General features: G+C 42.6%; 21 protein-coding genes and 1 pseudogene. 14 read left to right on the plus strand and 8 right to left on the minus strand.

From position 1 onward, the window contains the following. Positions 1–79 precede the first annotated feature (79 nt). Positions 80–1,945, plus strand: a complete 1,866-nt coding sequence (gene dxs / locus Xish_RS11535) for a 1-deoxy-D-xylulose-5-phosphate synthase (RefSeq protein WP_099117984.1) — start codon at positions 80–82, stop codon at positions 1,943–1,945. Positions 1,946–2,397: 452 nt separating this feature from the next. Here dxs and Xish_RS18985 read toward each other — a convergent pair. Continuing rightward, a pseudogene (locus Xish_RS18985) lies at positions 2,398–2,636 on the minus strand (IS1/IS1595 family N-terminal zinc-binding domain-containing protein); the annotation flags it as partial. 176 nt (positions 2,637–2,812) lie between these two features. On the opposite strand from Xish_RS18985, the gene Xish_RS11545 reads away from it, so the two are divergent. The 13 genes from Xish_RS11545 (at position 2,813) to pcp (ending at position 17,673) form a co-directional block, all read left to right on the plus strand. Further along, positions 2,813–3,982 carry a KamA family radical SAM protein gene (locus Xish_RS11545; protein ID WP_099117986.1) on the plus strand — a complete coding sequence of 390 codons (1,170 nt, stop codon included), beginning with the start codon at positions 2,813–2,815 and terminating at the stop codon, positions 3,980–3,982. A 53-nt stretch (positions 3,983–4,035) separates the two neighbouring features. Continuing rightward, a complete protein-coding gene (locus tag Xish_RS11550; protein WP_244186014.1) occupies positions 4,036–6,123 on the plus strand; it encodes a 2OG-Fe dioxygenase family protein in 2,088 nt (695 codons plus the stop codon). Between the two features lie 17 nt (positions 6,124–6,140). Further along, on the plus strand, positions 6,141–7,367 hold the full coding sequence (locus tag Xish_RS11560) for an MFS transporter (RefSeq protein ID WP_099117987.1): 1,227 nt from the start codon (positions 6,141–6,143) through the stop codon (positions 7,365–7,367). 370 nt (positions 7,368–7,737) lie between these two features. After that, positions 7,738–8,412 (plus strand): helix-turn-helix transcriptional regulator, encoded by a 675-nt coding sequence (locus Xish_RS11565; protein WP_099117988.1) that lies wholly within the window; start codon positions 7,738–7,740, stop codon positions 8,410–8,412. Positions 8,413–8,541: 129 nt separating this feature from the next. Continuing rightward, complete coding sequence (locus Xish_RS11570; protein ID WP_099117989.1) at positions 8,542–9,543, plus strand: LacI family DNA-binding transcriptional regulator; 1,002 nt, start codon at positions 8,542–8,544, stop codon at positions 9,541–9,543. Between the two features lie 38 nt (positions 9,544–9,581). Further along, complete coding sequence (nhaC, locus tag Xish_RS11575; protein ID WP_099117990.1) at positions 9,582–11,021, plus strand: Na+/H+ antiporter NhaC; 1,440 nt, start codon at positions 9,582–9,584, stop codon at positions 11,019–11,021. A 1-nt stretch (position 11,022) separates the two neighbouring features. Beyond that, entirely contained in the window at positions 11,023–12,201 is a 1,179-nt protein-coding gene (locus Xish_RS11580) for a MalY/PatB family protein (protein WP_099117991.1), read from the plus strand. A 706-nt stretch (positions 12,202–12,907) separates the two neighbouring features. Continuing rightward, positions 12,908–13,159: a hypothetical protein gene (locus Xish_RS18625; protein WP_167383262.1), complete on the plus strand. Its 252-nt coding sequence runs from the start codon at positions 12,908–12,910 to the stop codon at positions 13,157–13,159. Continuing rightward, positions 13,143–14,027, plus strand: a complete 885-nt coding sequence (locus tag Xish_RS11590; protein WP_099116568.1) for an IS982 family transposase — start codon at positions 13,143–13,145, stop codon at positions 14,025–14,027. The genes Xish_RS18625 and Xish_RS11590 overlap by 17 nt, the downstream gene beginning before the upstream one ends. 252 nt (positions 14,028–14,279) lie before the next feature. After that, positions 14,280–14,960, plus strand: coding sequence for a helix-turn-helix transcriptional regulator (locus tag Xish_RS11595; RefSeq protein ID WP_099117992.1), 681 nt, complete (start codon positions 14,280–14,282; stop codon positions 14,958–14,960). A 300-nt stretch (positions 14,961–15,260) separates the two neighbouring features. Beyond that, the gene (locus tag Xish_RS11600; protein ID WP_099117993.1) at positions 15,261–15,989 is read left to right on the plus strand and encodes a DUF969 domain-containing protein; all 729 of its coding nucleotides are present in this window, start codon (positions 15,261–15,263) and stop codon (positions 15,987–15,989) included. Continuing rightward, complete coding sequence (locus Xish_RS11605; protein ID WP_244186127.1) at positions 15,986–17,002, plus strand: DUF979 domain-containing protein; 1,017 nt, start codon at positions 15,986–15,988, stop codon at positions 17,000–17,002. Before Xish_RS11600 ends, Xish_RS11605 begins: the two co-directional genes overlap by 4 nt. Positions 17,003–17,025: 23 nt before the next feature. Then, positions 17,026–17,673, plus strand: a complete 648-nt coding sequence (gene pcp, locus Xish_RS11610) for a pyroglutamyl-peptidase I (RefSeq protein ID WP_099117995.1) — start codon at positions 17,026–17,028, stop codon at positions 17,671–17,673. A gap of 33 nt (positions 17,674–17,706) precedes the next feature. On the opposite strand, the gene pgpA is transcribed toward pcp, so the two are convergent. The 7 genes from pgpA to secF form a co-directional block, all read right to left on the minus strand. Beyond that, the gene (pgpA, locus tag Xish_RS11615; protein WP_099117996.1) at positions 17,707–18,198 is read right to left on the minus strand and encodes a phosphatidylglycerophosphatase A; all 492 of its coding nucleotides are present in this window, start codon (positions 18,196–18,198) and stop codon (positions 17,707–17,709) included. Further along, positions 18,191–19,237: a thiamine-phosphate kinase gene (thiL, locus tag Xish_RS11620; RefSeq protein ID WP_099117997.1), complete on the minus strand. Its 1,047-nt coding sequence runs from the start codon at positions 19,235–19,237 to the stop codon at positions 18,191–18,193. The genes pgpA and thiL overlap by 8 nt, the downstream gene beginning before the upstream one ends. A 101-nt stretch (positions 19,238–19,338) precedes the next feature. After that, complete coding sequence (gene nusB / locus Xish_RS11625; protein ID WP_074021383.1) at positions 19,339–19,755, minus strand: transcription antitermination factor NusB; 417 nt, start codon at positions 19,753–19,755, stop codon at positions 19,339–19,341. A 29-nt stretch (positions 19,756–19,784) separates the two neighbouring features. Then, entirely contained in the window at positions 19,785–20,255 is a 471-nt protein-coding gene (ribH, locus tag Xish_RS11630; RefSeq protein ID WP_074021384.1) for a 6,7-dimethyl-8-ribityllumazine synthase, read from the minus strand. A gap of 87 nt (positions 20,256–20,342) precedes the next feature. Next, entirely contained in the window at positions 20,343–21,449 is a 1,107-nt protein-coding gene (gene ribD / locus Xish_RS11635; RefSeq protein ID WP_099117998.1) for a bifunctional diaminohydroxyphosphoribosylaminopyrimidine deaminase/5-amino-6-(5-phosphoribosylamino)uracil reductase RibD, read from the minus strand. A 44-nt stretch (positions 21,450–21,493) separates the two neighbouring features. Next, positions 21,494–21,943, minus strand: coding sequence for a transcriptional regulator NrdR (nrdR, locus tag Xish_RS11640; RefSeq protein ID WP_099117999.1), 450 nt, complete (start codon positions 21,941–21,943; stop codon positions 21,494–21,496). 122 nt (positions 21,944–22,065) lie between these two features. Then, a complete protein-coding gene (secF, locus tag Xish_RS11645) occupies positions 22,066–23,034 on the minus strand; it encodes a protein translocase subunit SecF (RefSeq protein WP_099118000.1) in 969 nt (322 codons plus the stop codon). Between the last annotated feature and the right edge of the window lie 5 nt (positions 23,035–23,039).

The following is a 23,039-nucleotide window of genomic DNA, read 5'->3' on the forward strand; positions in this document are numbered from 1 at the left end:
CCCAGAAATTACACACTGATAATAACAGGGTTCTTAATATTCAACTTCTAACGGATATAGCATTTTACACAGGCATAGCATGAGCATTGATATAGCGAAATATCCAACATTGGCATTGGCAGAAACTCCAGAGGAGCTTCGCCTGCTACCCAAAGAAACTTTGCCAAAGTTATGCGATGAACTGCGTCAATTTTTGCTGAACAGTGTCAGCCGCTCCAGTGGTCACTTTGCTTCCGGCCTTGGCGCTATCGAATTAACCGTCGCACTCCACTATGTTTATAAAACTCCTTTTGACAATTTAGTCTGGGATGTTGGTCATCAGGCTTACCCACACAAAATTTTAACCGGACGCCGTGATCGCATTGATACCATTCGCCAAAAAAATGGCCTTCATCCTTTCCCCTGGCGGGAAGAAAGTGAGTATGACACCTTGTGTGTTGGTCACTCATCCACATCAATTAGTGCTGGCTTAGGTATGGCTATTGCTGCTAAACACGAAGGTAAAGGCCGTAAGACAGTATGCGTTATTGGAGATGGAGCCATTACTGCGGGCATGGCTTTCGAAGCCATGAACCATGCCGGCGATATCGATCCCGACATGCTGGTTATTCTCAATGACAACGAAATGTCTATCTCTGAAAACGTGGGGGCATTGAATAACCATCTGGCACAGCTCCTGTCAGGCAAACTGTATACAACCTTGCGTGAAAGTGGTAAAAAAGTTTTTTCCAACCTGCCTCCTATCAAAGAGTTATTGAAAAAAACGGAAGAACATCTGAAAGGTATGGTTGTGCCCGGAACGCTGTTCGAAGAGCTTGGGTTCAACTATATCGGGCCTGTTGATGGTCATGACGTACTGGCACTAACCCAAACTTTGAAAAACATGCGTGAACTGAAAGGGCCACAATTCCTGCATATCATGACTAAAAAAGGTCGTGGTTATGCACCAGCGGAAAAGGATCCTATCAGTTGGCATGCCGTCCCCAAATTCGATCCCTCGACGGGTTCTTTGCCTAAAAGCGCAGATACTCGTCCGACATTTTCCAAAATCTTCGGTGACTGGCTGTGTGAAGAAGCCGCCCATGATAAAAAACTGATGGCGATCACCCCTGCCATGCGAGAAGGTTCCGGCATGGTGCGTTTCTCCCGCGAATATCCTGAACAATATTTTGATGTTGCGATTGCCGAACAGCATTCCGTCACTTTTGCCGCAGGTTTGGCTATTGGCGGCTACAAACCTATCGTCGCCATTTATTCCACCTTCCTGCAACGCGCTTATGATCAGGTGATCCACGATGTCGCCATCCAAAACCTGCCTGTCTTGTTTGCCATCGACCGTGGCGGCATTGTCGGTGCAGATGGTCAAACCCACCAAGGGGCATTCGATCTTTCCTTCCTGCGTTGTATCCCGAATATGGTGATTATGGCACCCAGCGATGAAAACGAATGCCGTCAGATGCTGCATACCGGATATCATTATCAAGCAGGTCCTGCTGCTGTTCGTTATCCTCGCGGTACAGGGACAGGGGCTGAACTCCAACCACTGGAAACATTGCCAATCGGCAAGGGTATAATCCGCCGTCAGGGAGCGCGCATTGCGATCCTGAACTTTGGCACACTATTATCCTATGCGCTGCAAGCGGCTGAAAACCTGAATGCAACTGTTGTGGATATGCGTTTTGTCAAACCGCTAGACAAAGAGCTAGTGCTGGAAATTGCAGCCAGCCACGAGCTGCTGGTGACATTGGAAGAAAACGCCATTATGGGGGGAGCAGGCAGTGGTGTTAACGAACTACTAATGCAGGAAAAATTATCAGTTCCCGTATTGAATCTGGGTTTACCGGATAACTTTATTCCACAAGGAACGCAGCAAGAACTTCATGCTGATTTAGGGCTGGATGCGGCGGGTATTCAAAATAATATCGAGAAATATCTGGCTAAATAGCTGATAAGAACGGGTGAGGATTTTTCAGTCATTCATCCGTTTTTTCCTTATTGTGCCAGTCATACAATCACCTATCGACTATCAATAAGTTTCCTTGAATGCAAGTCGATAATGACAACCAGATGCAGCCACTCCTCACTTCCCATTAGATAAGTTATACACCAGCTCATTTCTGATTAAGAGTAGGAATTGAGAAGTCTTATTCCTACAAGTTAAGTAGTTGTGTAGAAAAAAACAGGAGCAAAGTGAGTACGAAGTTATTTCATAATAGAAGTATATTGATTACATCACTTGACAAATATATTTTGCCACTGGATCAATTTCATGATAGTTAATACACGTTAAATAAATTTAACCTGCAACAAGTACCGCTATTAAATATTAACGAAAAAGAAAAATTTTTATATATTATTTCCATTTTGCATTAATATATTTATATTATTATATACGCAAACTTCACAGATAAATTCAATTTCAACTTCACCCATTGGTAAAGTTGTTACATATCGTGGCTGGCGTTTTTTAAAACGCATACGACAGTATTAATGCTGATATGCAGGGCTATGGCAAGATTAACGACTTGTTTTTTTATTCCGGCTTCACAGGCTCGATAAGCATAATCGAGCTGGAAAGTCCGATGACAGGATACACAGCGATAACGTTGGTGCCCACCTTTGCCAATCCCGTGTTTTTAATTAATCAATTATACCAATATTTAATACAGTCATTTCACGATATTCCTCTCACTCCTGAAATAACCCCTATTAATTACAATAAAAATAAATGTGATAATAAAAACACCATTAAAATGGTTATGAAATATAAATAAGGTAATAAAACATAAAGTTAAAATTTAAGGTTAATTTAATGAACACTATCAATATTGTACCTCATTCACAGAACTTTCTGTTTGATTCTAATGAAAACTGGACTGATTGGCGCTGGCAGCAAAAAAATGCAATACGTGATGAAAAATCTTTACGTATTGCTTGTGGTGGATGGAGTGAGGAAATAACCCGACGCATTCAGCAAAATTTACAAGGCCAAAAAATCCAAATCACGCCCTATTATCTCCGCCAGATATTAGCTACCAACCAATCTGACGATATCACAACAAATCCCCTCTGGCGGCAAGTAGTTCCCTTTTGGAATGAAGAGCAGCTCAATGGCTATGATGGGGAATCTGAAAATTGGGAACTTAATAGTGAAATGAAGACTCCCATTTGCCAGCATAAATATGACAACCGAGTGATCTTGCGCATGGTGAATGCCTGTAACTCCTATTGTCAATTTTGCTTTGAAGCACTAAGGACATTGAAAGTTGATTCAGGTAAATCAAACGCTAGTCGAACTTCCTTCCAACAATCCCTTGAATACATCAAAAATACCCCTTCTGTGGAAGAAGTCATTCTTAGCGGTGGCGATCCCTTGATGCTGACAGATAATAAATTAGATGAATCGCTGTCCGCTATCAGGGAAATCAGAGAAGACCTGTTAATCCGTGTTCATTCCAGGGCTCTGACATTCAATCCCTACCGTATTACCGATGCGCTAATCGAAACACTGAAAAAGCACCGTGTTAATGCCTTTGGTGTCCATATCTGTCATCCCCTGGAGTTAAGTGAAGAGTTTCAGGCTGCGGTGCGCCGCATTCAAAACGTAGTACCGATCGTGTTTTCCAATATGCCTTTCCTGCGTGGCATCAATGACAGCGAAGAAATCCTCCACAAATTGTTTATCGACTTATATCGCATAGGCGTGAAACCTTACTACCTTTACCATTTTATGCCATTCTCTCCCGGCTCTTCGGAATACAAAGCCTCAATCGACGATGCCATCTCAATTATGCGCAAACTCAAGCGTCGGGTTTCCAATATCGCTTTACCGGAATACGTTCTGCCACATATGAAAGGTAAATTCACCGTGCCTTTATTCACTAACCTAGAAGAAATGCCTTATTTTGAATCCATTAATGGCAAACGTTATTACCGATTTATCAACTGGCAACGAGAACAATGTGAATGGCTGGATAACTAATTTACTGATTACTTTCAGCAAATGATAAAACCTATTTATTTCAAGGATGCCAAATGAAACCAAACGCAATTTTGTTTGTTGATATCGATGATGCCCAAATTCCACTCTATAAATATCGGGAACCCCATTTCGCCGCAGCAAAAAAGATGGGAATGAATTGCCTAACGGCAGCGCTGAAAGGGCGCCAACACACAGAACGTCTCTATACTGATAGCGATGATGTTTTTTACTTAGAATCACTGACACAAGATGCTTTACAGGATCTTGTCACTACCTTGCAGCAGACTTACACTCTGCGAGGTATTTTATGTTATGCAGGCCAGGCATCTACTTACGGCCAAGTTGGTTGCATTGTTGCTGAAGTTTGTCACAATATTGGCCTGCCAAATGCGCCTGCTTCTGCGATTACAGTCTGCAACAACAAGTTCTTGATGCGCCAGACTCTGCAAAAATATGGTGTCAGATCAATACGCCATGCCTTGTGCAACACCGAAGAAGAACTCTATTCACAGGCTAAAACAATTGGCTATCCCTTAATTGCAAAGCCTCCATTTGGAGCCGCTTCAGCCTTTATCAAAAAATGTCATGATTGGCCTGAACTTAAAGCGCACTATCGCGCATTGACAACCCACTATGACCACTCGATTTATATCGATTTTATGGGAAATAAGCAGGAATGTTTTACTTTAGCGGGTGAGAAACATATCAACATACCGGGCAAAAGCCTGCTATTGGAAGAGTATCTTGATGGCGTGGAAGGCACTGTCGAATGTGTTATCAGCCAGAATAAAATACATCCGGTATTGATCAATGAAAAATTGATCCTAACGGAAAAAGAAAACACCGTACTGGAAAACTTGCTGATTTGCCCTCCGGTATCATTTTCCCCCGCAGAGCAAGAACAGATTAGGGACTATGCCAGAACCTGCATACAAGCCGTCGGATTGAACTATGCCATTGCTCATCTTGAATTCCGTATGACCAAAGATGGCCCGGTGGTGATTGAGATTAATCCACGCCTTGGTGGGCTATTTGTGAATTCATCCTTTCGTGATATCGCAGGACTCGATCCGTACCAGCTATATCTCTCCATTCTCTTACAAGAACAGGGCATTGATACGCGGATAAGCCTAGCCCAACAACGAGCGACAACAGCTAAACAGCATTATTCGATGCTAGCCATGTACCCAGACAAGAGCGGGTATTTTCAAGGCATTAAAAACATCGAACACATGAAAAATCATCCAAACGTGATCGAATGTATTTCCCAACCCACTGATTACTACATCAACGCAGAAACTGAAGAACATTACTTGCTCAGGTGCTGGGCAAAAGTAGACGATGTGTCCGATGCCTATGCACTACACCAGAAAATGTTAGAACACGTTCATCCCATTATTCATCCCATTCCCAAAGGCAGCCAGGATATGCAAATTGCAAATATATCGGCACGTTTGATGAATGAACATTATTGTCATATTCCACATTTCAGTAAGCTTATTTCCTGCAATCCAAAAGAAATAAAAACCTTTAAAGATTATTGGAATGAATTGGTTCTGGATCAGAACTTTAAAGACTATACCCATAGGGAAAGGTGTATTCTGCGCTATTATTATCGTCCTGATGGCAGGGATCCACTTCAACTAAATCGAGACACCGAATACCGTTCTTCCATCACCTATGACATTGAATACAAAAAAGGTGCTAATCAACTCAGCTATGCTAAAGAAGCATTTATCACCCATCCCATCATGCAAAGTGTCCTTGCAACAGATATGGCGATTCTGAGGGACCAATTAACGAAAGAACACCACTATGCGATTGATATCCACCAGTTTCGGGTAAAAGCGCAGGCCGGTAAAGATAGCCCGACAACCTCAGGAATTCATCAGGATGGCCAGGATTGGATTTTTATGCACTTTATCCAAAGCTACAACACAGAGCCGGTGATTTCCGAAATTCACGCAACCACCAATGAAGCCCCACCCTTATTACACACCGTAATGGAGCATTTTCTTGAAACACTCGCAATAAACGATAAACAACTTTATCATCGGGCAAGCAATGTTCGACAAATATCTCCTACAAATGAGGCATTTCGGGATTTGTTGTTGGTAACTTTCCGGCAGATCCCTGAATAACAAATGAGCGAATAATAATGTCAAGCCAGGAAAATAGTTTGAATTTGCGTTGGTCTAGACTAAATGCCTTATTGATCGTCAGTGCTCGATTCGTTTCTGATTTTGGCGCATTCCTGAATATGGTGGCACTTTCCACTTATGTCTATCTGCTTAGTAACAGCGTTATGCACGTCAGTATTTTTCTTGCTTGTCGGGTTGCTGGCGGTATCATTGCCAGCTTGATTGGAACCCCATTTTTCAGACGATTTACAGGCAGATGGCCGCTGGTCTTTTTTGATCTGGTACGTGTCATTTTACTGTTTTTGTTATTGGTGATCCCCACATCACAGCAACTACTGATCTTACCGGTTATCGCTTTCGGCATTGGTTTCGGCAATTCAATGTTTGCTATCGGGCTAAACAGCCAACTGCCATATTGGGTTCATACCTCCCAACGCATATCAACCAATTCCTGGCTTACCTCTGTTGCCGCTACGGGAGCAGTATTTGGCAGCCTTGTATCGGGGCTTCTGGTCGCAAGCAGCGGCTATGAAATGGTATTTACCGTCAACATCATTACTTATCTGCTGGCGGCGATCCTGATTATGCCCCTGCGTTTCCTCTCCTTGCCAGAGCAGAAACTATCAAGAGAACTAAGTAACGAATGGCGTGAGTTGCGCCACGGTTTGCGCAGTGCTCCCATGCTGGCAGGCATGCTATTTCTCAGTCTGGCAGATACATTGGGTAGCGCTGCCCATAACGTAGGTTTTCCCATCATTTCGAAACTCCTTACTCCTGATAACGCCAGTACCACCATGGGGTTACTGCTGGCAACTTGGGCGATAGGAAAATTCAGTGGCGCGCGATTAGCCAGCCACCTGCTACGCAGCCGCAACCGATTAAAGATGGAGAAACTATTCTTTATCGGTGTCGCCCTGATGTCGACTGGATTTATCCTCACTTTCCAACAAAACAGCGTATTCTGGCTATTGCTATTTGCAATCTGGGCAGGAATGGGAGACGGGATCGCGGAAGTGAGCCTAATATCTCGGGCACAAAGTGAACCGGAAAGTTTACGTCTGCCGATTTTCAGTTTGTTGACATTGGTACAGATGACGGGCTTTGGAATAGGAATGTTGCTGGTCGCCCCGTTCTATGTCTGGCTGCCACCTGCCATTGTCATTCTAATATTCCACGGCTTGCCACTGACGGTATTAGTTCTGGTCTTGTTGTGGGTACAGCGTTTTACTACAAGCAAAGTGTAATTATTGCAAATCGGATAACCAGCACCGATTGGGAATCGTTATCCTACGGTGCTGATTTTTTCCAGTAATAAACAAGTAAAAAAAAGCTACTAAAGTCACATTTTTACACTCCATGAAACCGGTTACATGAATAGCAAACCCTTCTCACATTCCAACTGAAATAAATGCGTTATTTTGTTCACAACAATCAGTTCAAAACCGATGAATAGCGTTCGAGTTACCTCGCGGCGACAGGGAAAAATCTAAAAACATATAGATTGCTACCTATGTAATTAGGAAAATCGTGATTAGGGAAATGATTGAGGGGTGAGTGAAGCTAACAAAGCAGTAACTTGAAAAATAACGGATATGTCACTATTGAAGGTTATATATGAGTCAAATCACTCCTCAGTTAACAAATATGTGGAACAAAAGTCATGAATCTTGGTTTGTAAAAGACAAAAAGCTTAGTTTTATATATGCAAATAAAGCGTTTATGACGTTAAATAACTTACCTGAACAGTTCGATGTTACAGGATATACTGAAAAAGAGTTACTGACACCATTTAACCATCTTGTTCACCTATTTGAAGAACATGATCGTAAGGTTTTACAATCTATGCAACGAATATCATCTGTCGGAGCTTATTTTCAACATAATGATCAACAGCTAAGACCCTATTTCTGTGAAAAATACCCGTTAATGGATGAAAATAATCAATGTATCGGAATAATTGGTCACGCTAAAGAAATAAATCATTTTTCAGTCCATTATTACATTAAAAATGACATTTCTATCTCTATTAACCTTAGCCCGCCTAACAATATATTGACAGAGAAGGAGTGGCTGATAGTTTTTTTGTTCTGTCGTGGTGTTAGTAATAGAGATATTGCTAACGAGCTGAAAATTTCATATCGTACCCTGGAAAGGTATTTTAATGTTATCTATGAAAAATTTTCAATTAGTTCAGCGATTGAATTGAAGGTTCTTTGTGAAAAGAGTAATTATGACCTCTATATCCCACCTAACTATTTAAAATCTATAGATCATGTTTTGCTATATTAGGAGTGATATCTACGTGATAAATCCTCTGCCGCTTACTCACGAGGGTCATTTAGGCCTTCATGAGAGTTTAAATAAATTGGAATATGATCCCATTTCATATTTATCTTACATAATTGCTGAGGAAGCAGCATGGCCACGATGAAAGATGTAGCACATCGAGCTGGCGTGTCTGTAGCCACTGTTAGCCGTGTCATTAATAATACAGCTTATGTCGAACCGGTCACCCGCGAACGGGTAGAAAAAGCGATGCGTGAATTCGACTACCACCGTAATTCTGCCGCACTTGCATTAGCGAAAAGATGCGGAAATATGCTGGGCTTACTGACTGGTAATTTGGCTGATCCTTTCTTTTCTCTCTTGGCTCGTGGCGTTGAAAAAATTACTCGAAAAAAAGAAGCCAAACTCATGGTTTGTAGTGGCGGGCACCAAGCTGAACTCGAAAAATCTGCCCTGAATTTTTTAATCAACCAAGGATGTGAAGCAATAGTTGCCCATATCAGCAGAATGAGCGATGCAGATATATTACGTTATGCGGCTCATACACCAGGATTAGTGATTATCAATCGATATCTTCCGGCCATCGCTAATCGGTGTATCTGGTTAGATAATGTCAGCGCTGCTCAAACTGCAACTGACTATCTTCTCCAAAATGGTCATCGCAGAATTGCTTGTGTAACGGCAGATTTACCTATCGATGACAGAAGGCTCCGCTTAGAAGGATACTATGCCGCAATGACTAATGCCGGTATCACCGTCCCTGGCAATTGGGTTATTAGCGTCCCATTTAACGAAGAAGGGGGGGAACAAGCAGCAGAAAAACTCTTATGCAGCGGCATTAACTTTACTGCGGCAATTACATTCAATGATGTTATGGCGGCGGGTATGATGAGATACCTGCATCGGCGGAAAATCAACTTACCTGAGCAACTATCAATTATTGGATTTGATGATGTCATCACTGCCCGATATCTCTATCCGCCCTTAACGACTGTGCACAATCCGGTTGAAAAAATGGCTCAACGAGCGGCAAATCTCGCCTTACAACTCAGTGCTAAAAAAGAGCCACCCCCACAAATGAATATGTTCTCGGCGGAACTCGTCATAAGAGACTCCGTATTTTCAATAAAATAATTTTATTTAAATAAGGTAAATAAGACTGGGATTTTGATATGGATGATAAGAAAAAGCTGAATCTGGGACTCGCTATAATGCCAATTGCAGCAATGCTCCTGCTGCTAATTATTGGCTATGGTCAACTCGGTCTACGTATCGAATCTTTATTGCTTGTTTCAGCAGCAATAGCAGCAGCTTTGGCATATTGGCAAGGCTATCGCTGGAATGACATTATTGATGCCATTGTGGCAAAGCTAGCCAAAGCAATGCCAGTGATCATGATACTCATTTGCGTTGGTGGCTTAATTGGCACCTGGATGTTCAGTGGAACCATACCTTATATGGTTTACTGGGGATTAAAGCTGATTAGCCCGCAATACATACTCATTGCCGCCTTCTTTATCACAAGCTTAATCTCAGTTTGCACTGGCACATCATGGGGATCAGCCGGAACAGTAGGCGTTGCCTTAATGGGAGTAGCCGCTGGCCTTGATGTGTCTTTAGCTGCGGCAGCGGGTGCGGTTGTTTCAGGTGCGTATTTCGGTGATAAAATTTCACCGTTATCTGACTCAACTAATTTCGCTGCAATCGTTGCTGATACTGATCTTTACAGTCATATTCAACATCTAATGTACACCACTATCCCAAGCTTTATTTTAGCCACTATTGTTTATTTTATTGCTGGTCATACGAGCTTAACGGGTAACGTAGCAACCCCCGAAAAAATCACAGAAATCCTGCACTCTCTTGAAAGTCTGTATCACTTCAATTTGTTGCTGATTTTGCCTCCAATACTGGTGTTGTGGGGAGCCATAACAAAACGCCCAGTGATACCAACCATGCTGGCTGCCTGTATATTGGCTATTGCAATCGGCATAGGTCTTCAGGGGTTCACCCTTAAACAAGGCCTTAATGCATTAATTGATGGTTTCAATCTCTCCATGTTCTCTGATCAGGGACACAGCATCACTGGAATCGTTAGTGATGTACCCCGCCTGCTCAATCGCGGTGGCATGTTCTCAATGATGAGTACCATACTACTTGTATTCTGTGCATTCGCGTTTGCTGGCGCGTTAACACTCACTGGCGCGTTAACTATTATTATTAATCGGCTTCTGCAAGCTGTTCGCACAACCGGCCAACTCATTGCTGCAACCCTATCCACAACCATTCTGCTAACTGGCGCAACCTGTGATGGAAAACTGGCTCTTCTCATTCCGGCAGAACTGTTTAAGGGAGCTTATTGCCGGATGGGACTGGATAACAAAAATCTATCACGAACCATAGAAGATGGTTGTACAGTCGTCGAACCACTGATCCCTTGGACTTCTGCGGGCATTTACATGGCTACAACATTGGGTGTCAGTACGCTTGAGCTACTACCTTGGGCAATCCAGTGTTATGCAGCCGTCTTTTTGGCTCTTATTTATGGCTTTACTGGTTTCGGTATTGCAAGAACCCCAGCGGAAAACGCCCCAAAGAAAAAGGAAATTTAACGTGGAATCACCTGATTTCAACCAGATAATTGATCGCCATAATACAGATTCTGTTAAGTGGGATTTTTTAGATCGTTACCTTCATTTAAATGAAACGGACTTGCTACCAATGTGGGTTTCTGATTTCGATTTTCAGTGTCCCAAAGAAGTCCTGCAAGCTCTATCCTCCCGAATTGATCACGGTATTTTCGGTTATAGTGAACGCAACGCTCTCTACTATCAGGCTGCAATAGACTGGTTTTCAAGGCGTCATAAGCTGACTTTACACAAGGACTGGTTCACATCAATAGAAGGTGTCATACCTGGATTAGCTTTACTGATACAAATGCTGAGTAAACCAGGGGAAGGCGTCATTGTACAAGGGCCTTATTATTCTTCATTTGCCAAAATTATTACTATGAACGGCAGAGCGGTTATTGAAAATCCACTACTTGAAGACCCCGAAGGCTATAAAATTGACTATGACCATCTAGAACACATATTGGAACAACACAGACCACCTTTGCTGTTGCTATGTAACCCGCACAATCCTACTGGCCGCTGTTGGGATCGTGATGAACTACTCCAGCTATTGATACTCTGCAAAAGATACGGCACGACGGTAATTTCCGATGAAATTTGGGCTGATTTAATTTTACCTTGGGGAAAATTCACCTCAATATTGCATCTTGGAAGTGAATGGCATAGCCATGTGATTGCAGCAACCTCAGCCAGTAAGACGTTTGGGCTTGCATCTCTGCGTATATCAAATTTTATTATTCCAGATCCCACTCTCCGACAAGCTTTTAATGATCGGTTAAACGCTCACGGGTTAGATGTATTTAATTCATTATCTATGACTGCGGCTACAGCAGCTTACCAGTATGGGGATAGATGGCTTGATACACTGCAAGATTATCTGGCTGAAAATCGTGATTGGTTCGAACAGGCTTTGGCGTCTTCTGTTCCTTGGTGTCGAATGACTAAAGCGGAAGGTACATATTTGGCCTGGCTGGATTGTCGCAATTTAGGCCTGGATGATAACACCTTACAACAGCTATTAATACAAAAAGCTAAAATAGCCGTTTCAATGGGATACAGTTTTGGTGATAGAGGAAAAGGGTTTATCCGAATAAATTTAGGTTGTCCTCGTCAATACCTTGAAAAGGCTATTAGTGGTTTGTCTCAGTTAACAACATAAAGCTAATGCATAAAAATAAAAAGGTAGCCGAAGCATTACTCTTGTTTTAATTCTATAATCATACCTGAAACTTTCCACCAGAAAAGTTTCAGGTAATCAACCCTAACCATTGACTAAAATATACACTTGATTTTTTTCCTTATTTTAGTTATTCAAATTACTATGTTTATATCCTATTAATATTTATTTTTATATTATTACAGACTGTTCCCTGGAGATGGCGCTGGCAAAAAACACTAAAAATAGAACAACAGATATCGTATAGATTTTTATAATCGATAACATGCTTAAAGAGTTTAGTTATTTTTTGGCATATTGGAAGCGTATGAAATACTTTAATGAACATCTTTTACCTTAGGAAAAACAAATAGAATTTAACACTTATCTTCAATTAGTCAATATTAAAATGTTAATTTCATGTTAATAATTATGGGTGTTTACAATACCGTCCATTTTTATCAGTTTAACGTAACATGCATTAAATTTTAAATTGATAAAATCCTATTTTTTCATATTAACAATGACTATATTAAAACTAATGAACATCCAATCTTTGACTGGGTGATAGTTGTGCCATATTATATGGTGACTTATTTCAAATATGATAAAAAAACCAATTAAAATAATAACATAATAGTTAGTGCATAAAATATGAAAAAATCAAATAATATCACAACGCAATTAATTCGCATGTGGGAAAAAAGCATTGATCCTTGGGGAGCAAAAGATCGCCAATCAAGATTTTTCCACTTCTTATTACTGCGATAAGGCTATTCCAACAACACTGGAGTTCACACCACCTGGCCATCTATTGACAACCATTGAGTGGGGAATTCTTTTTCTTATCTTAACCCGAATTCTGGATAAGAAATTGACGAGAAGCCTGTTCCAGGAGCAAAGTTTTGGTGCACACCGAAAACAACTCCGAGGGGGAACAGGCTATGGACAAGTTAGTTGAAATTTTCTGTGATGTCGATGATTTTTGCCGTTTTTTCATTCCTCAATGGGAACAATTTTGCCTTGAGAGTGGGCATCGTTTACGCCGCCGACAAGGTCATATGTATCCCAGTGAAATCATGACCATTTTGATCCTTTTTCATATGTCGCATTACCGTGATTTTAAAAATTTTTATTTGAAACATATTTGGCAATACCACCACCGCGACTTCGCCACTTTACTCAGTTATACCCGTTTTATCAGCGTTGCCCCTTCCGTTTTGGTGCCATTATGCAGCTATCTGACTCAATTAAAAGGGAAACCCACAGGCATTGCTTTTATTGATTCCACCAGTTTGAGTGTCTGCCATAACATTCGCATCCCTCGACATAAGGTCTTTGCGGGGATCGCACAGCGTGGAAAAAATTCAATGGGATGGTTTTATGGTTTCAAATTACACTTGGTTGTCAATCATCAGGGGGAAATTCTCGCGCTTAAAGTCACGGCCGGTAATGTGGATGATCGGGAACCGGTTCGCGAATTAACCACAGAATTAATGGGTTCTCTTTACGGCGATAAAGGTTATCTGAGTCAGGAATTGGCGGACGATTTAGCCAACAGCGGTGTCACTTTCATCACGAAAAAACGGCGTAACATGAAAGCCCGTATGCAAGCTGAGTGGGATAAGATAATGTTAAAAAAGCGTTTTATCATTGAAACGATTAATGGACAATTAAAATTAATTTCTCAGATAGAGCACTCTCGCCACCGAAGTATAAGAGGATTTATGTTGACCGTTTTAGGTGGACTGATCGCTTACTGCCTTAAATTGAAAAAACCATCACTGAAAGTTTTCTACTCAGAAGACGCTGTTCCAATGATGGCTTAAGCAGAATTCGGGTTATCTTACGTTCAGAGGATAAAAAAAGTATCAGTAAGGAATTAATGATAAGCATGGGCGAGACTGTGGATTATATAAAGTCAATTTACCAAAAGTTTAATCTTTCAAGCCATACAGATCTTAAGGATTTCTGCAAAGAACAGAAATTTGATCGCTATATTCCTGCAAGATTTATCACCGTGGGTAGTAGAGAAATAGACTGATTTTTTTATGCTCAAAATTTAACAAAGGAATAATAATATGAGTAATAAACCCATTATTTCACCTCAAATAATTAATACACTAGCAATAAGTAATGATCCCTGGGGAATAAAAGATAAAAATTCATGCTTTGTTTACGGTAACAAAGCGTTAAGCTCGATTAAGGGATTTTCTGATTCATTTGATTTTGAAGGGCTTTACGATGACGAACTTCCTTGGGATGGTGCTGAATTTGCGAAGGCATATATTCATCATGATCAAAAGGTCATGCAAGATGAAAAATCATATATTTCTCTTGAAACCCATATTTGGGGCGAAACAAAGACATTATCCTCTTATTTTTGCGAGAAATCACCGTTTTATCACGAAAATGGGGAATGTATAGGAATTATATATCACCTATGGAAAGCCCAAGATTATTCATTAACTCGCTTATATCATGGAAAGCTCCCTGCTTCTATTATGTTTCAACCACCAACTCAGTTATTTACCCAACGGGAATGGGATGTTATTTTTCTCTCTTTGCACAAATATACCAGTAAACAAATTGGTAGAATATTAAATATTTCTTATCGTACTGTCGAAAACTATACAGCTCAAATATATAAAAAAGCGGGTGTTAGCTCTGCTCAACAATTGGAGGAATATTGTCGCTTTAATAATTTCGATCTCTATGTGCCAGAAAGATTTTTACGTCCTGAAAGTCGACTTTTTGTTTGAATTTCAAATGTCATAGCCACCACGTTAATACCGATATTTAATGCCCATACGGTATCACGGATATCGGTTTTATCCCTTTGGGTTTCCAAGCCAATTAACAAATCTTCTCATCCAATAAACGCTTTTTTCATCCAAGAAGTGATCTGCATTCCATTTTTACAACCTATTGCGAATTTTATTTGCTTATTTGTTAATCGAAGTTTATTTATTGTTCAACAATATTAAATCAATAAATTAACAATAAGCATACATGAACCCACAATAAAGCAACAACATACTTATCCATAGGGGAAATAAAATATGCAGCAAACCATCAACTTTTGGCCCCTAATCGGGATCGTGGTCATCATCATCGGTTTTGTTATCAGATTTAATCCGGTTTTGGTTGTCACCCTTGCTGGCCTTGTTACGGGGATCGCTGCCCACATGCCGATAGCCGATATTTTGGAGAAGCTAGGTTCTGGGTTTGTTAATACCCTAACTTTAACACTGACCATCCTGTTCCCTTTAGTCATCATTGGCCTATTGGAAAGGCACGGTCTAAAAGAACGAGCCCAGAAATCCATTGCTCATATCAAAATGGCGACAACCGGGCGTTTATTGATTGTTTATCTGTTTATACGAGAAGTCTCTGCCGCATTAGGTTTAACCAGTTTAGGCGGTCATCCGCAAATGGTTCGTCCCCTCTTGGCTCCTATGGCAGAAGGGGCGTCTGAAAATCAATATGGAGAGTTGCCGGATTCAGTTCGCCACCGCATTCGCGCTATGTCCGCAGCAACAGATAATACCGGCTTGTTTTTCGGGGAGGATATTTTTGTCGCTTTCGGGGCAGTTATCTTTATGCACAATTTTATGCTGGAATCAGGAGGTATTCACACCGAACCACTACATATCGCCCTTTGGGGGCTTCCTACTGCCATTTGTGCTTTTCTAATCCATTCAGTTCGGTTATATCGCCTTGATTATCGAATTGCCAACGAACTGAATGCGTTAAATCACACCATACTGCACAACAAGGAGAAGAAATAATGTTTCAATTACAATATCTCTATGTGCTGGCAGGCGTACTCTTGATGGCTGTCGCTATCATGTCATGGCGTGATAAAGCTAATCCTCGCCGTTTAACTACTGGTCTTTTCTGGGCGCTTTACGGTTTAATCTTCCTGATGGGGAAATGGAGTCATCATATAATAGCTATCTGGATCAGCGATGAAGCTTATGCCCAAAGAATTGCCCATATTAGTATCGGTGCGCTGGTCGTTTTTATGGCACTATTGGCAGGATTTGGTGGAGTTCAACTGGGAAATTATCATCAAAGTACCCCAGCACAACGGCTGAAAGGCGCTGATCGTCTTGGTAATAAACTATTTTCCCCCGTCCTGCTGATCCCCGTTGTCACAATCATTGGCGTGTTGATGTTTAACCACATTCCAGGCTTACAACAAGCAGTCTTTGGTGAGGGAAATCATTCAACCCTGGTGACACTCTTTTCAATTACCCTCGGCTGCCTGATAGGATTAGTTATGGCATTACGCATAAGCCGCGATGCCATAACACAGCCAATACAGGAGACTCGCCGCCTGCTTGACTCCATCGGTTGTGTATTCATCCTGCCACAACTTCTGGCTACGCTTGGATTACTGTTTACTACCGCCGGCATAGGTACGGTGATTTCCTACCTAACCGAAAATTATATTGCGGTCGATAATCGTTTTATCGCTGTGGTAGCGTATGTATTTGGGATGGCTCTGCTGACTATGGTTATGGGTAATGCTTTCGCGGCTTTTCCCATTGTTACTGCCGGTATTGGTATTCCCATTTTGATCTTACAGCACGGTGGCAATCCTGCCGTTATGGCTGCCATCGGTATGTTCTCCGGCTATTGTGGTACGTTGATGACACCCATGGCAGCAAACTTCAATATTGTTCCGGCAGCCCTATTGGAACTACCTGATCGAAATGCCGTTATTAAGGCACAAATCCCCACAGGGTGCGTTTTACTGCTTACCAATGTATTTTTGCTCTATTTCCTCATGTTCTGATAAAACAACGATAAGGAACTGCCATGAAAACTGTTTTAGTCACGGGCTTTGAGCCTTTCGGTGGTGAAACCATCAATCCATCATGGGAAGCGGTAAAGCCATTACAGGGATGTCAAATTGCAGGTGCAAATATTGAAGTTTGCCAACTACCTTGCGTTTTCGACATTTCTCTGGAACAACTCTATGCGGTAATTGAACTCGTTAAACCAGAAGTAGTGATTTCCGTTGGGGAAGCGGGAAACAGATCAAATATCAGTGTAGAACGCGTCGCAATCAATGTTAACGATGCCCGTATTCCTGATAACTTAGGCCAACAGCCCATTGATACCCCTGTCATTGTCGGTGGCCCGTCGGCATATTTTTCTACCCTACCCATCAAGACAATAGCCAATGAATTAAATAATGCAGGAATTCCAGCAACCGTATCCCAAACAGCGGGAACCTTCGTTTGCAATCATGTTATGTACGGTTTGCTGCACTATTTGAACCAACGTCCCCCTGCTATGCGTGGCGGCTTTATCCATGTCCCTTATTTACCTGAGCAGGCCACAAGGCATTCTGGGGCACCAAGTATGGCTGTAGAGATGGTGACCGCAGCCTTGAAAATCGCCATTGAGTCAGCATTAAGGAATGAAACAGATATTACTATCTCAGGCGGGGCAACAAACTGAAAAATAGCCACTGAATCCCAGTGGCTATTTAACTTAGAAGGGGAACAGTTGGTAGAAATTCAGCAGCCAGATGACAATAACCGCAAAAATTGCTGCGATAATGTCATCCAGCATAATGCCGATACCACCTTTCACATAGCGATCAAACCAGCGAATCGGCCACGGTTTCCACATATCAAAAATGCGGAATACCACAAAACCAACTAAAATCCATTGCCAGTTGAGTACAGGGATTGCCATTAGTGTGATCCACATTCCAATGAATTCATCCCAGACGACACAACCAGGATCTTCCACATTCATGGCATCGGCAGCTTTCTGGCAAATCACACAGCCAATGACAGTTCCCAATACAATAGTCAACCAAATTCCCCATGTCGGTAACTGCACCAACAGTAACCAGAAAGGGATCGCCGCTACTGAGCCCATTGTGCCCGGTATAATCGGCGATAAGCCACTACCGAATCCCGTAGCCAATAAATGCCACGGATTACTCATTTTTAAGTGGCGTTTTGCATCATCCATGTGTTCCCTCCGTTTGATCGTTTTCTTCCTGATGTGCAGTCGGACAAGGTACTACCGGTTTTTTATCCGTTTTAAAGTGGTCAAAGCCGTTCAGATCCAACTCAATTTCTTTGTTATTGTTAAAATAGCGGATGCCTTCTGATTCTGGCCTGATTTGCCCAATACAGCAGAAACTTGCCCCCGAATGGGCCAATGCCATATTTAACGCGCCACGGTTTAGCTCAGGTACAGTAAAGCACAACTCATAATCTTCCCCACCACTCAGCGCCCACGTCAACGCCTGTTCAGCGGGAACATATTGTTGCATCGCTTCCGAATAAGGCAGCGCATCCAGATTAATACGCGCACCGCATTGGCTGGCTTTCAGAATATGGTTGAGATCAGAAATCAATCCATCGGACAGATCAATCGCGGAAGAAGCCAGATCACGCAGAGCCTGCCCCTGCAAAACGCGTGGTTGCGGACGGAGATGACGTTTAACCAACCAATGGTGGATCGCAGGATCTTCCACGACCAAGTGTTCTTGCAACAAGGCAAGCCCTGCGGCGCTGTCACCTAATGTTCCGGTGACATAAATCCAATCACCGTTCTTTGCACCAGCACGACGCAGCGCCCTGCCAGCCGGCACTAATCCATGCACGGTTAGCGTTAAACTCATGGGACCTTTTGTCGTATCCCCACCAATCAACTGCATACCGTAATAGTTCAATTGTTCAAACAGGCTATCACTAAACCGTTTTAACCAATCCTCATTGACGTCAGGCAACGTTAACGCCAACGATACCCAAGCGGGATCTGCCCCAATGGCAGCTAAGTCACTGATATTGACAGCCAGTGCTTTATACGCCAAATCTTCCGGTGAGATCTCAGGAAGGAAATGGACACCAGCAACCAATGTATCTGTTGTTACCGCTAATTCTTGCTTATCAGCAACGGTCATCAGTGCACAATCATCACCAATCCCTAGGTTTACATCACGTCGGCGGATGAGAGGGCGATTGAAGTAACGTGCAATGAGGTCAAATTCACCACATGCCATAATAGAATTCCAAAAAGTGACCAACGATGAGCACATGAGGCCGGATTTCCGGCCTCATGTGTAAAATCATTGAGTTATAATGGGGAACTCCTGGCAAGCAATCACTTTTTCTTACGTGCTGCCGGGCCAGCTTTATCCAACACCCCATTCACGAATTTATGACTATCTTCAGCACCAAATATTTTTGCCAGTTCAATGCCTTCATTAATAGCCACTTTGTAGGGAACATCATCACGAAAGCTTAGTTCAAACATTGCCACGCGCAAAATGGCTTTTTCTACCTGACCTAACTCTTCAAGCTGACGGGAAAGATAAGGCGCCATCAAAGCATCCAATTTTGTAGCATTGACTGCTACCCCGGACAGCAATTCACGAAAATAGGTGACATCAACACCGGATACGTCCTGCTCTGACAGAAACTGCAATTCAACATCAGCAATGCTGTTTTTGGATAATTGCCATGAATAAATTGCCTGAACAGCACATTCACGAGCACGACGACGAGCAGCAGGTTTCACAAAATTCCCCTTAATTAAAACTAAAAAGTTCAGCCTTTAATGGCTTTGATTACATTGATCATTTCCAATGCGGTCAAGGCAGCTTCCGCACCTTTATTGCCCGCTTTAGTTCCAGCGCGTTCAATCGCCTGTTCAATATTTTCTGTTGTCAGAACACCCAATGTAACAGGAATATTGCTGGACATTGCCACGCTGGACAAGCCTGAGCTACATTCACCGGCAACATATTCAAAGTGGGCTGTTCCGCCACGGATAACAGTACCTAAAGCAATAACCGCATCATATTTTCGGGATTCAGCCAGCGCTTTGACCGTCAATGGCAATTCATAAGCACCTGGCACCCATACTACGGTGATATTGTCTGAAGAAACCTGACCGATGCGTTCTAACGCATCAACAGCTCCTTCCAGCAGGCTGTCATTAATGAAGTTGTTAAAGCGGGCAACTGCAATGGCAATGCGAGCTTCAGGAGCTGCAACAACACCTTTGATTACGTTCATAGCCTTCCTTATATCTTATTAAGATCCGCAGGGGGGCGGATCTTATCACATTATTTTTGATTTAGGGCAATCCCAAAATCAAAACACCTAGTTCGGTCGTAAGCGAAGACGCACATCAGGGCCAATCTGTTGAACATCAAACAGAGAAAATTCAGGAGCATCCGATAATTTTTGCAATTCAGGGATATCGAACAATCCACGGGCACTATTTCCCAATACCTTAGGTGCAATATAAAGGATCAATTCATCTACCAATCCTAGCGATAACAAAGCCCCAGCTAAAGCAGGGCCGCATTCCGCCCAAACAGAATTTATCTGGCGCTTACCAAGCTGCATCATCAGCAATACTAAATCAACACCGTCACCATACGCTGGCAATAAAATCTGTTCGGTATTATCAGGCCATTTTTCCTGATCTTGCTTAGTACGTGCTAACCAACATTCCCCTGGTTGCTGTATTACCTGATGCTGTGGAGTGACACGATTTTGGCTATCCGTAATAATACGGATGGGTTGGCGGAGCAATTCTTGCGGATAAATAGCTTGTGTTTCTGCATCCAGTTCATTCCAGCGGACAGTCAGAGAAGGATCATCTGCCAATACCGTTGCGCTGGAACTCAAAATAGCACTACATTGCGCCCGTAATTTCTGCACATTTTGGCGGGCTTCAGGTGAGGTAATCCACTTGCTTTCCCCTGATGCCAATGCAGTCCGACCGTCCAATGATGCCCCCAGTTTCAATTGCAGGTACGGGAACCCTGTGCGCATACGTTTAAGAAAACCCTTATTCAAGGATTCCGCCTGTCCCATCATCAAACCATGTTCAATGGCAATTCCGGCTTGCTGCAATTTATACAAGCCACGTCCAGCAACTTGAGGATTAGGATCTTGCATCGCTACCACAACTCGGCTTAAACCTGCGGCAATCAAAGCATCAGCACAAGGGGGGGTTTTACCGTGATGGCTGCACGGTTCAAGGGTAACGTAAGCGGTAGCACCTTTAGCTTTTTCACCGGCCATGCGCAGGGCGTGAACTTCTGCGTGAGGTTCACCCGCTCGTGCATGAAAACCTTCCCCGATTATCTGCTCATCCTTAACGATGACACAGCCTACATTCGGATTCGGGGATGTTGTAAAACGTCCCTGATACGCCAGCTCCAGCGCTCTGGACATATATATTTCATCAAGTGTCATAGGCGGTTAGTCTGTGTTCTGGTTTTTAATAAAAATTACAGCCCTTAGTCTTGTAGTCTGGCAATCTCTTCACCGAATTCGCGAATATCTTCAAAGCTGCGGTAAACAGAGGCAAAACGGATATAAGCCACTTTATCCAATTTTTTCAGCGCATCCATGACAAAGTTTCCAATCATTTTGGACGGAATTTCACGCTCTCCTGTTGCCCGTACTTGTGATTTAATATGGTTAATTGCTGTTTCTACATCATCAGAGCTGACAGGGCGTTTTTCCAGTGCCTTCTGCATTCCACGACGCAATTTTTCTTCGTCGAAAGGCTCTCGAATATCATCACTTTTAATGACTCGCGGCATCACCAGTTCTGCAACTTCAAACGTAGTGAAGCGTTCATGACATTCCAGGCACTGACGGCGACGGCGCACTTGTGAGCCATCCCCTACCAGACGGGAATCAATAACTTTAGTATCAACGGCTGCGCAAAATGGGCAATGCATATCGTTTCCTGACAGTTAACCGAAGGGATAACAGTGTACCTTGAAGTGGTGACGAAAAACACCCTGTCAGTAAGTACTCACAGGGTGTTTAAGCGATATCAGTGCTCGATCAGGCAAAATAATTAAGGAAGAATGGAAGGCTGATCTGCCCCTTCCTTCTCAACTTTCTGCTGGATCAAATGTTCACGCTTCATACCCAATTTCAAAGCCAGCGCTGAAGCAACATAGATAGAAGAGATTGTACCGATAGAAACACCGATTAACATGACCAGTGAGAAGCCCCTCAACATTTCACCACCAAAAATGTACAGCATCAATACAACCAACAATGTGGTTGCGGAAGTCATGATGGTACGGCTCAAGGTTTGGGTCAGGGAAATGTTAGTGATTTCATACGATGTACCACGGCGTATCTTACGGAAGTTTTCACGGATACGATCCGACACAACGATACTATCGTTCAATGAATAGCCGATAACGGACATCAACGACGCAACGATAGTCAGGTCAATTTCGATACGGAACAACGACAGGATACCCAGAGTAATAATCACGTCATGCGCAAGCGCAATCACTGCCCCCAATGCCAGACGCCACTCAAAGCGGAAACCGACATAAATCAGGATACTGATCAGCGCAATCAATAACGCCATCGCTCCGGTCTGTGCCAGTTCATTTCCCACACTTGGACCAACAAACTCCACACGTTTAACGGTGGCATCTTTATCAATATCCTGGTTAATTACCGAGATAATCTTATTACCAAGTTCTTGCCCTGCATTACCTTCCACAGGTGGCATACGAACCATCACATCACGGCTGCTGCCAAAATTTTGCAAAAGTGGATCAGCAAAACCATGCTGGCTCAGGCTCTCACGCATCTTATCCAGATCCGCCGGTTTACTCAGTTTCACCTCAATAACCGTACCACCGGTGAAATCAAGCCCCCAGTTAAACCCACGACTCCCTATCATAATGATGGAAGCGATCAACAGTAGGAACGAAATTCCAAAGGCAACGTTGTCCCAGCGCATAAAGTCGATAACTTTACGCCCATAGTTTAATTGTTCAACAGTATAATCCTGTGCCACAACGT

This window comes from Xenorhabdus ishibashii (assembly GCF_002632755.1).
Classification (GTDB): Bacteria; Pseudomonadota; Gammaproteobacteria; order Enterobacterales; family Enterobacteriaceae; genus Xenorhabdus; species Xenorhabdus ishibashii.

What these genes read in the sequence shown, in the direction of transcription:
- dxs (WP_099117984.1), top strand. Translation starts at nt 80, where the DNA reads ATGAGCATTGATATAGCGAAATATCCAACATTGGCATTGGCAGAAACT.
- Xish_RS11545 (WP_099117986.1), top strand. Translation starts at nt 2,813, where the DNA reads ATGAACACTATCAATATTGTACCTCATTCACAGAACTTTCTGTTTGAT.
- Xish_RS11550 (WP_244186014.1), top strand. Translation starts at nt 4,036, where the DNA reads ATGAAACCAAACGCAATTTTGTTTGTTGATATCGATGATGCCCAAATT.
- Xish_RS11560 (WP_099117987.1), top strand. Translation starts at nt 6,141, where the DNA reads ATGTCAAGCCAGGAAAATAGTTTGAATTTGCGTTGGTCTAGACTAAAT.
- Xish_RS11565 (WP_099117988.1), top strand. Translation starts at nt 7,738, where the DNA reads ATGAGTCAAATCACTCCTCAGTTAACAAATATGTGGAACAAAAGTCAT.
- Xish_RS11570 (WP_099117989.1), top strand. Translation starts at nt 8,542, where the DNA reads ATGGCCACGATGAAAGATGTAGCACATCGAGCTGGCGTGTCTGTAGCC.
- nhaC (WP_099117990.1), top strand. Translation starts at nt 9,582, where the DNA reads ATGGATGATAAGAAAAAGCTGAATCTGGGACTCGCTATAATGCCAATT.
- Xish_RS11590 (WP_099116568.1), top strand. Translation starts at nt 13,143, where the DNA reads ATGGACAAGTTAGTTGAAATTTTCTGTGATGTCGATGATTTTTGCCGT.
- Xish_RS11595 (WP_099117992.1), top strand. Translation starts at nt 14,280, where the DNA reads ATGAGTAATAAACCCATTATTTCACCTCAAATAATTAATACACTAGCA.
- Xish_RS11600 (WP_099117993.1), top strand. Translation starts at nt 15,261, where the DNA reads ATGCAGCAAACCATCAACTTTTGGCCCCTAATCGGGATCGTGGTCATC.
- pcp (WP_099117995.1), top strand. Translation starts at nt 17,026, where the DNA reads ATGAAAACTGTTTTAGTCACGGGCTTTGAGCCTTTCGGTGGTGAAACC.
- pgpA (WP_099117996.1), bottom strand. Translation starts at nt 18,198, where the DNA reads ATGGATGATGCAAAACGCCACTTAAAAATGAGTAATCCGTGGCATTTA.
- thiL (WP_099117997.1), bottom strand. Translation starts at nt 19,237, where the DNA reads ATGGCATGTGGTGAATTTGACCTCATTGCACGTTACTTCAATCGCCCT.
- ribH (WP_074021384.1), bottom strand. Translation starts at nt 20,255, where the DNA reads ATGAACGTAATCAAAGGTGTTGTTGCAGCTCCTGAAGCTCGCATTGCC.
- ribD (WP_099117998.1), bottom strand. Translation starts at nt 21,449, where the DNA reads ATGACACTTGATGAAATATATATGTCCAGAGCGCTGGAGCTGGCGTAT.
- nrdR (WP_099117999.1), bottom strand. Translation starts at nt 21,943, where the DNA reads ATGCATTGCCCATTTTGCGCAGCCGTTGATACTAAAGTTATTGATTCC.